The organism is Bradyrhizobium sp. SZCCHNS3002 (assembly GCF_032377435.1).
Lineage (GTDB): Bacteria > Pseudomonadota > Alphaproteobacteria > Rhizobiales > Xanthobacteraceae > Bradyrhizobium.
This window is the reverse complement of record NZ_JAUHHY010000029.1, coordinates 27,069-40,568: the sequence shown is the minus strand read 5'-3', so window position 1 is coordinate 40,568 and position 13,500 is coordinate 27,069. Positions and strand designations below refer to the sequence as shown.

Sequence of the window (13,500 nt, the reverse complement as noted above, 5' to 3'; positions counted from 1 at the left end):
AAAACCCACAACAGTTGAGCCTCGCAATATGCGGAAGCTGAACCGGACAGCCGTGGGCTTGTCCCGGGCATCCACGTCGTTCGGCGTGCGCGGTGCAACGTGGATGGCCGGGACAAGCCCGGCCATGACGTGCAAGACGTGAGGTCTGTCGCCTCACCGGCCTCCGGCTGCTCATTCACCAGAGCGCGAGCTACCCCTTGATGAACGCCAGCAGGTCCGCATTGATCACGTCGGCATGCGTCGTCGCCATGCCGTGCGGGAAACCGGGATAGGTCTTCAAGGTCCCATGCTTCAGCAGCTTGATGCCGATGCGCGCGGAGTCGTCGATCGGGACGATCTGGTCGTCCTCGCCATGCATCAGCAGCACTGGCACGTCGATCGCCTTGAGATCCTCGGTGAAGTCGGTTTCCGAGAACGCCTTGATGCAATCATAGTGCGCCTTGGTGCCGCCCATCATGCCCTGCCGCCACCAGTTGCGGATCACGCCTTCGGAGACCTGGGCGCCGGCGCGGTTGAAGCCGTAGAACGGGCCGCTCGGAATATCGAGGAAGAACTGTGCGCGATTGGCGGCGAGCGCGGCGCGGAAGCCGTCGAACACCTCGATCGGCAGTCCGCCGGGGTTCTTGTCGGACTTGACCATGACCGGCGGCACCGCGCCGAGCAGGGCGGCCTTGGCGACGCGGCCTTTGCCGTGCTTCGCCACGTAGCGCGCGACCTCGCCGCCGCCGGTGGAGTGACCGACGTGAACCGCGTCCCTGAGGTCGAGCTTGGCGGCGAGCGCCGCAACGTCGGCCGCGTAGGTGTCCATCTCGTTGCCGGTCTCGGTCTGGCTCGAGCGGCCATGGCCACGGCGGTCATGCGCGATGACGCGAAAGCCCTTGTCGAGGAAGAACAGCATCTGCGCGTCCCAATCGTCGGACGACAATGGCCAGCCATGATGAAAGACGATGGGCCGGCCCGAGCCCCAATCCTTGTAGAAGATCTGCGTGCCGTCCGATGTCGTCACGAATCCTGAGCTCATGGGATGTCTGCCTTTCTCACTGGATGGAATCTGCCGCGTTCAAGGCGCGGCGTGATGGCGCTCCTCGTCGCGTCGATACGCAACCAAGGATGTCCGCTGCTACCTTAGCGACGGAGGGTGACGATCTCAGCAACACAGACTCGTGTGCGACATCGTTGCATCTCAACGGGACGCGCGATGGCTGCCCAATCCTGAGCGTAGCGGCATGCGTCGGCGGCGCATGACCTGCATGATTTGCGGGCTGCTTTGCGGTTCCGCGGCCGGACACCCGGTTTTTCCTCCTGGAACCGGGCAGGGCCGTCATTGCGCCCCGGCGCGTCATCGCATAAAGCGTGTTCCCAAATCGTTCAATTCAGCTCAAGCTCCTGGGCTAACCCACTGAAAGCTCAACGCTAATGGGAAAATCACTGATTCCGCCGGAGCCGGCGGAGATTCACGAGGTCGCGCTGCGCGAGGCGCTGGAGGAGCGCTATCTCGCCTACGCGCTCTCGACCATCATGCACCGGGCGCTGCCCGACGCGCGCGACGGCCTCAAGCCGGTGCACCGGCGCATCCTTTACGGCATGCGGCTGCTGCGGCTCGATCCCGGCACCGCGTTCAAGAAGTCCGCCAAGATCGTCGGCGACGTGATGGGCTCGTTCCATCCGCATGGCGACCAGGCGATCTACGACGCGATGGTCCGCCTCGCGCAGGACTTTTCCTCGCGCTATCCGCTGGTCGACGGCCAGGGCAATTTCGGCAACATCGACGGCGATAATCCGGCGGCCTATCGCTACACCGAAGCGCGCATGACCGACGTCGCGCGGCTGCTGCTCGAAGGCATCGACGAGGACGGCGTCGAGTTCCGGCCGAACTATGACGGCCAGTCCAAGGAGCCGGTGGTGCTGCCCGGCGGCTTCCCGAACCTGCTCGCCAACGGCGCGCAGGGCATCGCGGTGGGCATGGCGACCTCGATCCCGCCGCACAACGCCGCCGAGCTGTGTGACGCCGCGCTGCATCTGATCGAGAAGCCCGACGCCAAGTCGCGCGCGCTGCTGCGCTGGGTGAAGGGCCCGGACTTCCCGACCGGCGGCACCGTGATCGATTCAAAGGAATCGATCATCGAGGCCTACACCACCGGCCGCGGCTCGTTCCGCGTCCGCGCCAAGTGGAAGCAGGAGGAGGGCAACCGCGGCACCTGGATCGTCGTCATCACCGAGATTCCCTATCTCGTGCAGAAGTCGCGCCTGGTCGAGAAGATCGCCGAGCTGCTCAACGAGAAGAAGCTGCCGCTGGTCGGCGACGTCCGCGACGAATCCGCCGAGGACGTGCGGCTCGTGATCGAGCCGAAGTCGAAGAACGTCGATCCGGCGCTGATGATGGAATCGCTGTTCCGGCTCACCGATCTCGAGAGCAAGATTCCGCTGAACCTCAACGTGCTGATCAAGGGCAAGATCCCGAAGGTGGTGGGTCTCGCCGAGTGCCTGCGCGAATGGCTCGATCATCTGCGCGACGTGCTGCTGCGCCGCTCGAACTACCGCAAGAAGCAGATAGAGAACCGGCTGGAGATCCTCGGCGGCTATCTGATCGCCTATCTCAACATCGACGAGGTGATCCGGATCATCCGCACCGAGGACGAGCCGAAGCCGGTCCTGATGAAGACCTTCAAGCTCACCGAGGTGCAGGCCGAGGCCATCCTCAACATGCGCCTGCGTAGCTTGCGCAAGCTCGAGGAAATGGAGATCCGCACCGAGGACAAGAACCTGCGCGGCGAGCTCAAGGGCATCAATGCGCTGCTCGGTTCTGAGCAACTGCAATGGGCCAAGGTCGGCGAGCAGGTCAAGACGGTCCGCGACCTGTTCGGGCCGAAGACGCCGCTCGGCAAGCGCCGCACCAATTTTGCCGACGCGCCGGAGCATGACCTCGCCGCGATCGAGGAGGCCTTCATCGAGCGCGAGCCGGTCACGGTCGTCGTCTCGGACAAGGGCTGGGTGCGCACGCTGAAGGGCCACGTCGCTGATCTGTCGAACCTGCAGTTCAAGACCGACGACCAGCTCGGCCAGGCGTTCTTTGCCGAGAATACGTCCAAGGTGCTGCTGTTTGCGAGCAACGGCAAGTTCTACTCGCTCGACGTCGGCAAGCTGCCCGGCGGCCGCGGCCATGGCGAGCCGATCCGCATGTTCATCGATCTCGACCAGGATGCCTCGATCGTGTCGATGTTCGTCACCAAGGGCGAGCGCAGGTTCCTGGTGGCGGCGTCCGACGGCCAGGGCTTCATCGTCAAGGAAGAGGATTGCGTCAGCAACACCCGCAAGGGCAAGCAGGTGCTGAACGTGACCGCACCGGCGGAAGCGCGCGCGATCACCACCGTCCAGGGCGATCAGGTCGCGGTCATCGGCACCAACCACAAGATGGTGGTGTTCGGGCTCGACCAGGTGCCGGAGATGGCGCGTGGCCGCGGCGTCCGGCTGCAGAAATACACCAGCGCGCAGCTGTCCGACGTCACGACGTTCGAGCAGAAGCAGGGGCTCGCCTGGAAGGATTCCGCCGGCCGCGACCAGGGCCTGAGCTGGAAGGAATTGGCCGACTACCGTGGCAACCGCGCCGATGCCGGCCGCATCGCGCAGGGCCTGCCGAAGTCGAACAAGTTCAACCGGCCGATCGAGTAGCGACGTAATAGTATCCGTCCGGCGGCCGTCTATATCAGACAGCGGGCGATCGCGAGGTGCGCGATCGCCCGGAGACATGTTGGATGGCGCACTCGCATTCTCATCATCCCGACCATGATCATTCCCATGATCATGGCTCCCCGCACGCCCATGGCCACGCCGGCCACAGCCACGCACCCGCCAGCTTCGGCACGGCGTTCGCGATCGGCGTGTCGCTCAACACGGCCTTCGTCATCGCCGAGCTCATCTTCGGCTATGCCGCGCATTCGCTGGCGCTGATCTCGGACGCCGTCCACAATCTCTCCGACGTGATGTCGCTGCTCCTGGCCTGGGGCGCGCTGTGGCTGTCGGGCCGGCGGCCGACCGACCGCCACACCTACGGCTATCGCCGCGCCTCGATCCTGGCCGCGCTGATCAATGCCGGCCTGCTGCTGCTCGTGGTCGGCGGCATCGCCGTCGAGGCCTTCGACCGCCTGCGCAATCCGGACGAGGTCGCCGGCACGACCGTGCTGTGGGTGGCTGCGCTTGGCATCGTCATCAACGGCGCCACCGCGATGCTGTTCATGCGTGGCCGCGACACCGACCTCAATATTCGCGGCGCCTACCTGCACATGGCCGCCGACGCCGCCGTGTCGTTCGGCGTGGTCATCGCGGCGCTGGTGACGATCTGGACCGGATGGCTGTGGGTCGACCCGGTGGTCAGCCTGATCATCGCGCTCGTGGTGCTCCTGAGCGGCTGGGATCTCGCCCGCGACAGCGTCAATCTGGCGCTCGACGCCGTGCCGCGCGACATCGCCCTGCCGGCGGTACGCGATTATCTCGCCTCCCTCGACGGCGTCAGCGAGGTGCACGACCTCCACGTCTGGGCGATGAGCACCAACGAGACCGCGTTGACGGCGCATCTGGTAAGGGCAGGCGGAACGGATGATGCCTTCCTGCATCGCGTCTGCGCTGAGCTGTCCCATCGCTTCAATATCCAGCATCCCACCCTGCAGATCGAGGCCGATGGCTGCGCCTGCAAGCTCGCTCCCGCCGACGTGGTGTGAGCAGTACGCGAATGTGCCCTCGGCACGCAACGACTGGACAGCCCATGCCCGTGACGATCTTTCACAACCCCGCCTGCGGCACGTCGCGCAACACGCTCGCAATGATCCGCGCCTCGGGTGAGGAGCCCGAGGTGATCGAATATCTGAAGACGCCGCCGAGCCGCGAGCAGCTGATCGCGCTGATCAACGCGATGGGCGTCAAGGTGCGCGACGTGCTGCGCGAAAAGGGAACGCCCTATGCCGAGCTTGGGCTGGGCGATCCCAAATGGACCGACGACCAGCTGATCGAGGCGATGCTCGCGCACCCCATCCTGATCAACCGGCCGATCGTGGTGACCAGCAAGGGCGCGCGGCTCTGCCGCCCGTCCGAACTTGTGCTCGACCTGCTCGATCATCCCGTCTCCTCCTTCACCAAGGAGGACGGCGAGGTGGTGAGCCGGCCTGGCTGAAGCTTTCCGGATCGTGACGCGTTGGTGAGTTGAAACCATGGATACGGCGACCCGTCTCGAAGTGGCGAACTGGCTCGTGGCTCAGAGCCTGACCGGCATGCCGGAAAACGAGATCCTGCGCGGCTTCTGCGAGCGCTGCCGCGCGGCCGGACTCGAATTGTCACGCAGCCTCGCGATCATCGACACGCTGCATCCGATCTTCGAGGGGCGTGGCTTCCGCTGGAACGATTTCGACACGAACGAGGCCGACAGCTTCGAATATGGCTCCAGCAATGAGGGAGAGGCGGCACAGAACTGGCGGCGCTCGGTCTTCCACCACATGCTGGAGAACGGCCATGACGAGTTCAGCATCGACTTCCTGAATTGTGCGCATCTCGATTTTCCGATCATCGAGGAGCTTACCGCACAGGGGCACCGGCACTATCTCGCTTTCGTGCACCGGTTCGGCGAAGCGGGCACGCTCGGCCAGATGGACTGCTTCTATTCGAACTGGCTGACGCGGCGTGACGGCGGCTTCACCGACACGCAGGTCGGCGCGTTGCGCGACCTTGTCCCGCTGCTCGCGCTGACGATCAAATCCGCGCAGCAGGTCGACATCGTGCGAACCCTTGGCCGCGTCTATCTCGGCCGCGATGCGTCGGAGCAGGTGCTGCGCGGCCGCATCTCCCGCGGTGTCACCGAGCGCATCAATGCCGTGCTTTGGTTCTCCGACCTGCGCAGCTCGACCGCGATCAGCGAGAGCATCTCGCCGGACGAGATCATCCCGCTGCTCAACGACTATGCGGAGGCGTCGATCGACGCGATCTACGAGTCCGGTGGCGACGTGCTGAAGCTGATCGGCGATGGCGTGCTGGCGATCTTCACCGGCGGCGACATGGCCTCGGCCCGTCACGCCGCGCTGCGCGCCGAGCATCGCTTTCGGCTGAACATCCTGAAGCTGAACGCACGGCGCGCCGGCGAGGAACGGCCTGTCACCTCGGCCTATGTCGGCCTGCATGTCGGTGAGGTGTTCTACGGCAATATCGGCAGCGAGGACCGGCTCGACTTCACCGTCGTGGGACCGGCCGTCAACGAGGTCAGCCGCATCGCCTCGATGTGCCGCTCGGTCGATCGCGAACTGTTGGCATCCTCCGAATTCTGCGAGGGGCTCGACGGCGAAGGTCGGCGCTATCTGGTGTCGACCGGGCGCTACGCGCTGCGCGGCATCGGCCGCGCGCAGGATCTGTTCACGCTGGATCCGGACATTGCCGGCAGCGCCTCGGCCACGCGGGCCTACGAGAACTACCTGGCGGACGAGATGTCGCACCCTTGACCCACGTCAATGCCCAGCAGAAGCGAGTCTGCCCAGCATTCTCCGCCGGGAGATGAAAGCTCATGTACAAACATATTCTGCTGCCGACCGATGGCTCCGATCTGTCCAAGGCCGCGATCAAGCACGGCATCGCGCTCGCCAAGGCGACCGGCGCCAAGGTCACGGCGCTGGTGGTGTCGACGCCGCTGCATTCGCTGGTCGTCGATCCCCACGCTGCGACCAAGGCGCTCGCGCAATACAAGTCGTTGGTGGCCGATCAGACCGCGAAATATCTCGATCATGTGAAGGACGATGCCGAGCAGGCCGGCGTGGCCTGCGCCACGCTGTGCGTCGAGCACGACAAGCCCTATGAGGCGATCGTCGAGACCGCGCGCAAGCAGCATTGCGATCTGGTGCTGATGGCTTCGCACGGGCTGCGCGGCGTGTCGGCGATCCTGGGCAGCGAGACCTTGAAGGTGCTGACGCATTCGACCGTGCCGATCCTGGTCTATCGCTAGGCGGGCTGCGGCTCCGGCTGGCGCGCGATCGCGACGACCGGCGAGGCGAGGATGACGAGCGCCTGCAGGCCGAAGATGGCGGCGACGAGGTAGAGACAGATGTCGGCGCCGTAGCGGCCGCCGACGACCGCGCCGAGCAGCGAGCCCAGCGGACGGGCGCCGTAGCTCAGGATGTTGATGGCCGAGACCCGCCCGAGCAGGCCGGCCGGCGTCACCGACTGCCGCAGCGTCGTGGTCGAGATCACCCAGAGGATCGGCCCGGCGCCGAGCAGGAAGAAGCTGAGCGCGGCCAGGAGAGGCGAAGGGACGACCGTGGTGAGCGCCATCACCAGCGCTGCGGTGAAGCCGGTGACGGGGCCGAGCCCGATGACGGTGCCGAACGGCAGAAGCCGCATGATGCGCGTCGCCAGCAGCGCGCCGCACACCATGCCGATGCCGAACATCGACAACACCGTGCCGACGCCTCCCGCCGACAGGCCAAGCCGGTGCACGGCATAGGGCACGAACACCGCGAGCAGCAGGAAATGCGCCGTGTTGAAGATGAATTGGGTCACGAACACCGGCCGCAGCAACGGATGATGCAGCACGAAGGCGGCGCCTTCCCTGATGTCGGCGAGCGGATGGCGGCGCGGCACGGGCGCGCGAGCGGGCTCGGCGATGCCGGCCAGGCAGATGGCTGCGGCCAGCGAGAGCGCCGCGGCGCAGCCGAAGGCGGGCGCGCCGCCGATCCAGCCGACCAGCACGCCGCCGAGCGCGGGCCCCGCCGCAAAGGCGATGGTGCGGGCAAGCTCGATGCGCGCATTGGCAGGCGCCAACTGGGCCGGGGCGACGAGGCTCGGCACCACGGCCGGCGCGGCGACGCTGAACACGACCGTGCCGCACACCGCTGCGAATCCGAGCGCCGCCAGCAGCGGCAGCGTGAGCACGCCGGCCGCCAAGGCGATGAGGATCGCGAGCAGCGCCAGCGCGCGAAGCGTCTCGGCCATGGCCATCAGCAGCCGTCTCGGCATCCGGTCGGCGAGCAGCCCCGCAGGGATCGCGAACAGCACGAAGGGCGCGGTCAGCGCCGTCTGCAGCAACCCGGTCTCGCCCTCGCCGACACCGAGCGCGAGCACCGCGACGATCGGTGCTGCGGCGAGCGCGATCTGCTCGGCCGATTGCGCGGTGAGGTTGGACCAGGCGAGGCGGTGGAAGGCGGCAGGCAGGGCGGAGGGAGACATGAACAGGAACCTGTTGTGATGATGCGGCCATCATCACTGCGCCGCCTCCTTGCGCCCACCCGCTTCCTGATCTCCTGCATCGCCCCTCGCGCGGCGGACGGCCTATGCCGCGGTCGGTGCCTCGGCCAATCCCCATTCCGGAGGCAGCGTGCGGAACGCCAGATGCGTGCCCGCATTCAGCGGCGCCGTCTTGAAGCCGAACCGGTGCCAGGCCAGCGCCAGCGCATGCTGGGTGTAGATCGAGATGTGGCCGTTGCGCGGCGCGACGTACCACCAGGACATGCCCTGGCTGTCGAAATCGTCCGGCTGGGTCAATGTGGAGTAGAACACCGCGCCGGGCTCGGCCACGCAGGCCGCCATGGCTCCGATCGTCGCCAGCGGATCGGGCACGTGCTCGAGGGTCTCGAAGCAGGTCACGAGATCGAACTTGCGATCGGGGCGGGTCGCGTGCTCGGCCACCATCGGATCATAGGTGACCGCTTCGGCAAAGCCTTGAGCGCGCAGGCCGGTGCAGAACAGGTCGTTGCCGCCGCCGAAGTCGAGCACCCGCATCCCGGCCTTGTGCGGCGCCCAGAAGCGGGCCACGGCCGCCGCATTGTCGGTTGGCCGCTTGATCCGATAGTCTGGATCCACGGCTTCGTAGCCGTCGTTGTAAATGTGGGTCTTGAACTGCTCGATGCCCCAGTCGTCGAAGGCGTCCGTAAACAGGAAGCCGCAATCCGAGCAGCGCCGGTAGTAGATCGGCACGCCGGCCAGCGGCGGGCGATGTGCATGGGCCGTCTGGCAGGGGCGGTTCATGTCGACCACGCCGTAGAGAGAGGCAGGACCGTCACAGATCTTGCAGGGCACGGGCGCGTTCGTGACCGGTCGGAGACCGAGTTGGGGGGAGAGCATGTTGGATCCCGTCAGTGGGGCAGTGGCACCCGTCGCCGGCGGCACGCCGCGAGGGCCGCGCGCGAATCGGCAGCAACAGGCTCTCGCGATGATGAAGCGGTATCGGAGGATTTCTAGCCTCTCTGCGGGGCGCAGCCATAGGCGGGAGACGCACTTGCAAATAAGTTGCATTAAAGCTCGGTTTCGTCCAGGATGATGTCATGGACGCAAAATCGTCAGACCTTTCGCAACTGCACGCCATGGTTCCGCCGAGCGACCGCCTGATGAACGCAGGCTGGCGCGGCGAGCGCGGCGATCCGTCGCTCGGCGACATGTTCGCGACGGTACGAACCGCAACAAAAGGGTCGCTCTGGCGGAAGCTGCTGGCCTTTCTCGGACCCGGTTACCTTGTCGCCGTCGGCTATATGGACCCCGGCAATTGGGCGACGTCGCTCGCCGGCGGTTCCAAATTCGGCTACGTCCTGCTCTCGGTCGCGCTGCTGTCCAACCTGATGGCGATCGTGCTGCAGTCGCTCTGCACGCGGCTCGGCGTCGCCACCGGCCGCGACCTCGCCCAGGCCTGTCGCGACTCCACCCCGCGCTGGGTCTCGGTGCCGCTGTGGCTGTCGGCGGAGATCGCGATCACCGCCACCGATCTCGCCGAGGTGATCGGCACAGCGATCGGTCTCAGCCTGCTGTTCGGGCTGCCGCTGTCGATCGGCGTCTGCGTCACCGCGCTCGATGTCTTCCTGATCCTGGCGCTGCAGGCGTTCGGCTTTCGCTGGATCGAGGCCTTCGTGGTTGCGCTGCTCGGCATCATCGCGCTGTGCTTCGCGATCCAGATCGCGATGGCCGAGCCCGACTGGGCCGAGGTGGTGAAGGGCTTCGTGCCCAGCGGTCAGCTGATCGCCAATCCGGAGATGCTCTATCTGGCGCTCGGCATTCTCGGCGCGACCGTGATGCCGCACAATTTGTATCTCCATTCGGGCCTGGTCCAGACGCGCGGCTACGGCGACAGCCCGGAGGACAAGCGCGAGGCGATCACGCTTTCCACGATCGATTCCACCATCGCGCTGTGCCTGGCGCTGACCATCAACGCCTCGATCCTGATCCTGGCGGCCGCCACGTTCCACAAGACCGGCCAGCGCGACGTGGCCGAGCTCGACCAGGCGCATTCCTTCCTGGCGCCGCTCCTGGGATCGACGCTGGCACCGACGCTGTTTGCAATCGCGCTGTTGTGCTGCGGCCTGAACTCGACGATCACCGCGACCCTGTCCGGCCAGATCGTGATGGAAGGCTTCCTCCACTGGCGGATCGCGCCCTGGCTGCGCCGGCTGATCACGCGCATGATCGCGATCGTGCCGGCGGTGGCGGTGACGATCTGGGCCGGCGAGAAGGCGACCGGGCAGCTCCTGATCCTCAGTCAGGTCGTGCTCAGCCTGCAACTGCCGTTCGCCATCGTGCCGCTGGTGCTGCTCACCGCGAGCCGCGCCAAGATGGGGCAGTTCGTGGCGCCGCGCTGGCTGACGGCGATTGCGAGCCTGATCGCGGTGGTGATCATCGCGCTCAATGCCAAGCTGGTGTGGGATCTGGCGATAGGTTGATGGAGGCGAGTAGCGAATAGAGAATAGCGAATAGCGGTCGTTCAAATCCCTATTCGCTACTCCCTATTCGCCATTCGCTTCTTCATTCCTGCGGCTCCGGCGCGGTGTCGCCCTCGGCATCCACGCGGAGCCATCCGGCCGCCGCGAGCCGCTGCTGCGGCAGATAGCGGCTCTTGTAGTCCATCTTTTTCGAGCCCTCGATCCAGTAGCCGAGATAGACGTAGGGCAGGCCCTGGCGCCGCGCCCGGGCGATGTGGTCGAGGATCATGAAGGTGCCGAGCGAGCGCGTGGTCTCCGACGGGTCGAAGAACGAGTACACCATCGACAGGCCGTCGCTGAGCACGTCCGTCAGCGCCACCGCGACCAGCTCGCCACCGCGGGCGTTCGGACCGTTGCTCAGATTGCGGCGGCGGTACTCGATGATTCGCGTCTCGACATGGCTGTCCTCGACCATCATTGCGTAATCGAGCACCGTCATGTCGGCCATGCCGCCATGGCGATGGCGCTGATCGAGATAGCCGCGGAAGATCGAATATTGCTCCGACGTCGGCACCGCGCTGCGCTGCTCGCCGACCAGATCGGAATTGCGCGCGAGCACCTTGCGGAAGTTGCGCGAGGGGCGGAATTCGTTGGCGATCACGCGGACGGACACGCAGGCGCGGCACTGGTCGCAGGCCGGCCGGTAGGCGATCGACTGGCTGCGGCGGAAGCCGCCATGGGTCAGGAGGTCGTTGAGATCGGTCGCCTTGTCGCCGACCAGATGCGTGAACACCTTGCGCTCCTGCCGGCCCGGCAGATACGGGCAGGGCGATGGCGCGGTCAGGTAGAATTGCGGGGTGTCACGCGAATGCTGGGTCAAGGAACGTCGTGAGCCTCCGAGGCGATCATCAACAGAATTGCGCTCCGGAGGCGGCCGGTCAATCGCTTTTGCTGCGCCACCTGACGTCTCATCACGTGCGAGCCGGTTCAACCAGCTGCGAGCGCACCGACGTGTTGATCACGACGGTGCCGAGCACGAAGTCGTGCAGCAGCCGGCGCCGGCCGTTGAACAGTCCGATCAGCAGCACGAGCGGCGACAACACCGAGACCGAGATCCAGAAGCAGACCGCATGCACGGCACCGAGCACAAAGTAGCCCGGCGCGCCGTACCAGGTCCGGAGCTCCAGATCCATCACCCGCATGCCGATCGTCGCCGAGCTCGGGCCGCCGATCGTGGCGCCGTAGTAGACGATCGCCCAGATCACCGAGGCCGGCGACACCAGCCAGAACAACGCCCAGCCGAGGCCCAGCGTGACCAGGCCGAACACGGCGATGAAGATCACCGCCAGGATCACCGGGACGGAGAGCACCAAGAGATCGATCAGGAATGCAATCATCCGCCGCGTCAGCACACCGCGAAACAATTCCGGCTGCTGATAGGGGTCGTAGGCGTGCGGCCGGGCACCGGCACCGCCATTGCTATCGCCTGAACCCATATACGCCATGAATCTGCCCTCCGGATTGGCTCAGAGGACATGGGAACCCCACTTCCGCTTGCAAGAGCCGTTCGTGCATGGGGCGCGGCAAATTTCCGGCGATTTCGCGATTTGCAAGCCCGCTTGTAAGCCGGCGCGCGCGCATAGTCGGCGCGCCCGGAAGACCGCCGCAGACCCAGATCCCGAGGCGCCCGCTCAGCGCTGCTGCCGCAGCCGCTCGGCAGCCTGCGGGGCGAAATAGGTGAGCACACCGTCGGCGCCGGCGCGCTTGAAGGCGAGCAGGCTCTCCATCATCGCCCGGTCGCCGTCGATCCAGCCATTGTTGGCGGCCGCCGCGATCATCGCGTATTCGCCCGACACCTGATAGGCGAAGGTCGGCATGCTGAAGGTGTCCTTCACGCGCCTGACGACGTCGAGATAGGGCATGCCCGGCTTCACCATCACCATGTCGGCGCCCTCGGCGATGTCGAGCTCGACCTCGCGCAACGCCTCGTCGGAGTTGGCGCTGTCCATCTGGTAGGTCCGCTTGTCGCCGGTGAGCGTCTTGGCCGAGCCGATCGCGTCGCGGAACGGGCCGTAGAAGGCGGAGGCATATTTGGCCGCATAGGCCATGATCTGCACGTCGAGGAAGCCGGCCTGATCCAGCGCCTGGCGGATCGCGCCGACCCGGCCGTCCATCATGTCCGACGGCGCGATGATGTCGCAACCGGCCTCGGCCTGCACGAGGGCCTGGCGCACCAGCACCGCGACCGTCTCGTCGTTGAGGATGCGGCCGTCCCGGATCAAGCCGTCATGGCCGTGGCTGGTGAACGGATCGAGCGCGACGTCGCAGAGCACGCCGATCTCCGGAAACTCCTTCTTGATCGCGCGCACCGCCTGGCAAACCAGATTGTCCGGGTTGCAGGCCTCGGAGCCGTGCTCGTCGCGCAGCGACGGCTCGGTGTAGGGGAACAGGGCGATGCAGGGGATGTCGAGCTTGGCGGCGCGTTCGGCATCGCGGACGATCTCGTCGACGCTGAGCCGTTCCACGCCCGGCATCGATGCGACCGTGCTGCGGGTCCGATCGCCCTGCACCACGAACAGGGGCCAGATCAGATCGTCCGTCGTGAGCACGTTCTCCCGCACCAGCCGACGCGCCCACTCGGCCTTGCGGTTGCGGCGGGGGCGGATGGTGAGATCGAGCGCCGGTGTCGGTGCAGTGGCCGGGTTGCGCGCGGTGTCGCGCAGGTCGATCGGGCGCCCGAATTTGATCGCCATGGGGTGCTGGCTCCTTGAGCTGGCCGGCGAGCCGGAGGATTTGATTTGTTGTAATTCCAACAATCTGTAGCACTTCGGCCGCCGCCCGTCACTTGACC

General features: G+C 66.1%; 12 protein-coding genes. 6 read left to right on the top strand and 6 right to left on the bottom strand.

Annotated elements, in window-relative coordinates; translation table 11 throughout:
- Nucleotides 1–190: 190 nt before the first annotated feature.
- Nucleotides 191–1,021 carry an alpha/beta hydrolase gene (locus QW845_RS33875; protein WP_315805842.1) on the bottom strand — a complete coding sequence of 277 codons (831 nt, stop codon included), beginning with the start codon at nucleotides 1,019–1,021 and terminating at the stop codon, nucleotides 191–193.
- Between the two features lie 395 nt (nucleotides 1,022–1,416).
- On the opposite strand from QW845_RS33875, the gene parC reads away from it, so the two are divergent.
- From parC to QW845_RS33850, 5 genes are all read left to right on the top strand, one after another.
- Nucleotides 1,417–3,669 carry a DNA topoisomerase IV subunit A gene (gene parC, locus QW845_RS33870; RefSeq protein ID WP_315805841.1) on the top strand — a complete coding sequence of 751 codons (2,253 nt, stop codon included), beginning with the start codon at nucleotides 1,417–1,419 and terminating at the stop codon, nucleotides 3,667–3,669.
- An 83-nt stretch (nucleotides 3,670–3,752) separates the two neighbouring features.
- On the top strand, nucleotides 3,753–4,715 hold the full coding sequence (locus tag QW845_RS33865) for a cation diffusion facilitator family transporter (RefSeq protein ID WP_315805840.1): 963 nt from the start codon (nucleotides 3,753–3,755) through the stop codon (nucleotides 4,713–4,715).
- Nucleotides 4,716–4,759: 44 nt separating this feature from the next.
- Entirely contained in the window at nucleotides 4,760–5,164 is a 405-nt protein-coding gene (arsC, locus tag QW845_RS33860) for an arsenate reductase (glutaredoxin) (RefSeq protein WP_315805839.1), read from the top strand.
- A 37-nt stretch (nucleotides 5,165–5,201) separates the two neighbouring features.
- Nucleotides 5,202–6,476, top strand: coding sequence for an adenylate/guanylate cyclase domain-containing protein (locus tag QW845_RS33855; protein ID WP_315805838.1), 1,275 nt, complete (start codon nucleotides 5,202–5,204; stop codon nucleotides 6,474–6,476).
- Nucleotides 6,477–6,538: 62 nt separating this feature from the next.
- Nucleotides 6,539–6,973 (top strand): universal stress protein, encoded by a 435-nt coding sequence (locus QW845_RS33850; RefSeq protein WP_315805837.1) that lies wholly within the window; start codon nucleotides 6,539–6,541, stop codon nucleotides 6,971–6,973.
- Here the strand turns inward: QW845_RS33850 and QW845_RS33845 are convergent.
- Nucleotides 6,970–8,193, bottom strand: a complete 1,224-nt coding sequence (locus tag QW845_RS33845; RefSeq protein WP_315805836.1) for an MFS transporter — start codon at nucleotides 8,191–8,193, stop codon at nucleotides 6,970–6,972. The two genes, QW845_RS33850 and QW845_RS33845, sit on opposite strands and share 4 nt — an antisense overlap.
- Before the next feature lie 102 nt (nucleotides 8,194–8,295).
- On the bottom strand, nucleotides 8,296–9,087 hold the full coding sequence (locus QW845_RS33840) for a class I SAM-dependent methyltransferase (RefSeq protein ID WP_315805835.1): 792 nt from the start codon (nucleotides 9,085–9,087) through the stop codon (nucleotides 8,296–8,298).
- Nucleotides 9,088–9,287: 200 nt separating this feature from the next.
- On the opposite strand from QW845_RS33840, the gene QW845_RS33835 reads away from it, so the two are divergent.
- Nucleotides 9,288–10,670, top strand: coding sequence for an Nramp family divalent metal transporter (locus QW845_RS33835; RefSeq protein WP_315805834.1), 1,383 nt, complete (start codon nucleotides 9,288–9,290; stop codon nucleotides 10,668–10,670).
- Between the two features lie 82 nt (nucleotides 10,671–10,752).
- Here the strand turns inward: QW845_RS33835 and QW845_RS33830 are convergent, their stop codons facing one another.
- From QW845_RS33830 to hemB, 3 genes are all read right to left on the bottom strand, one after another.
- Entirely contained in the window at nucleotides 10,753–11,529 is a 777-nt protein-coding gene (locus tag QW845_RS33830; RefSeq protein WP_315720511.1) for an arginyltransferase, read from the bottom strand.
- A gap of 91 nt (nucleotides 11,530–11,620) precedes the next feature.
- Complete coding sequence (locus tag QW845_RS33825; protein WP_315805833.1) at nucleotides 11,621–12,154, bottom strand: RDD family protein; 534 nt, start codon at nucleotides 12,152–12,154, stop codon at nucleotides 11,621–11,623.
- A gap of 186 nt (nucleotides 12,155–12,340) precedes the next feature.
- Entirely contained in the window at nucleotides 12,341–13,402 is a 1,062-nt protein-coding gene (hemB, locus tag QW845_RS33820; RefSeq protein ID WP_315805832.1) for a porphobilinogen synthase, read from the bottom strand.
- Between the last annotated feature and the right edge of the window lie 98 nt (nucleotides 13,403–13,500).

Excerpts from the sequence above, each read along its gene's own strand:
- QW845_RS33875 (WP_315805842.1), bottom strand. The coding sequence starts at position 1,021 with ATGAGCTCAGGATTCGTGACGACATCGGACGGCACGCAGATCTTCTAC.
- QW845_RS33845 (WP_315805836.1), bottom strand. The coding sequence starts at position 8,193 with ATGTCTCCCTCCGCCCTGCCTGCCGCCTTCCACCGCCTCGCCTGGTCC.
- QW845_RS33825 (WP_315805833.1), bottom strand. The coding sequence starts at position 12,154 with ATGGCGTATATGGGTTCAGGCGATAGCAATGGCGGTGCCGGTGCCCGG.
- hemB (WP_315805832.1), bottom strand. The coding sequence starts at position 13,402 with ATGGCGATCAAATTCGGGCGCCCGATCGACCTGCGCGACACCGCGCGC.
- QW845_RS33855 (WP_315805838.1), top strand. The coding sequence starts at position 5,202 with ATGGATACGGCGACCCGTCTCGAAGTGGCGAACTGGCTCGTGGCTCAG.
- parC (WP_315805841.1), top strand. The coding sequence starts at position 1,417 with ATGGGAAAATCACTGATTCCGCCGGAGCCGGCGGAGATTCACGAGGTC.
- QW845_RS33865 (WP_315805840.1), top strand. The coding sequence starts at position 3,753 with ATGGCGCACTCGCATTCTCATCATCCCGACCATGATCATTCCCATGAT.
- QW845_RS33835 (WP_315805834.1), top strand. The coding sequence starts at position 9,288 with ATGGACGCAAAATCGTCAGACCTTTCGCAACTGCACGCCATGGTTCCG.
- QW845_RS33840 (WP_315805835.1), bottom strand. The coding sequence starts at position 9,087 with ATGCTCTCCCCCCAACTCGGTCTCCGACCGGTCACGAACGCGCCCGTG.
- arsC (WP_315805839.1), top strand. The coding sequence starts at position 4,760 with ATGCCCGTGACGATCTTTCACAACCCCGCCTGCGGCACGTCGCGCAAC.
- QW845_RS33850 (WP_315805837.1), top strand. The coding sequence starts at position 6,539 with ATGTACAAACATATTCTGCTGCCGACCGATGGCTCCGATCTGTCCAAG.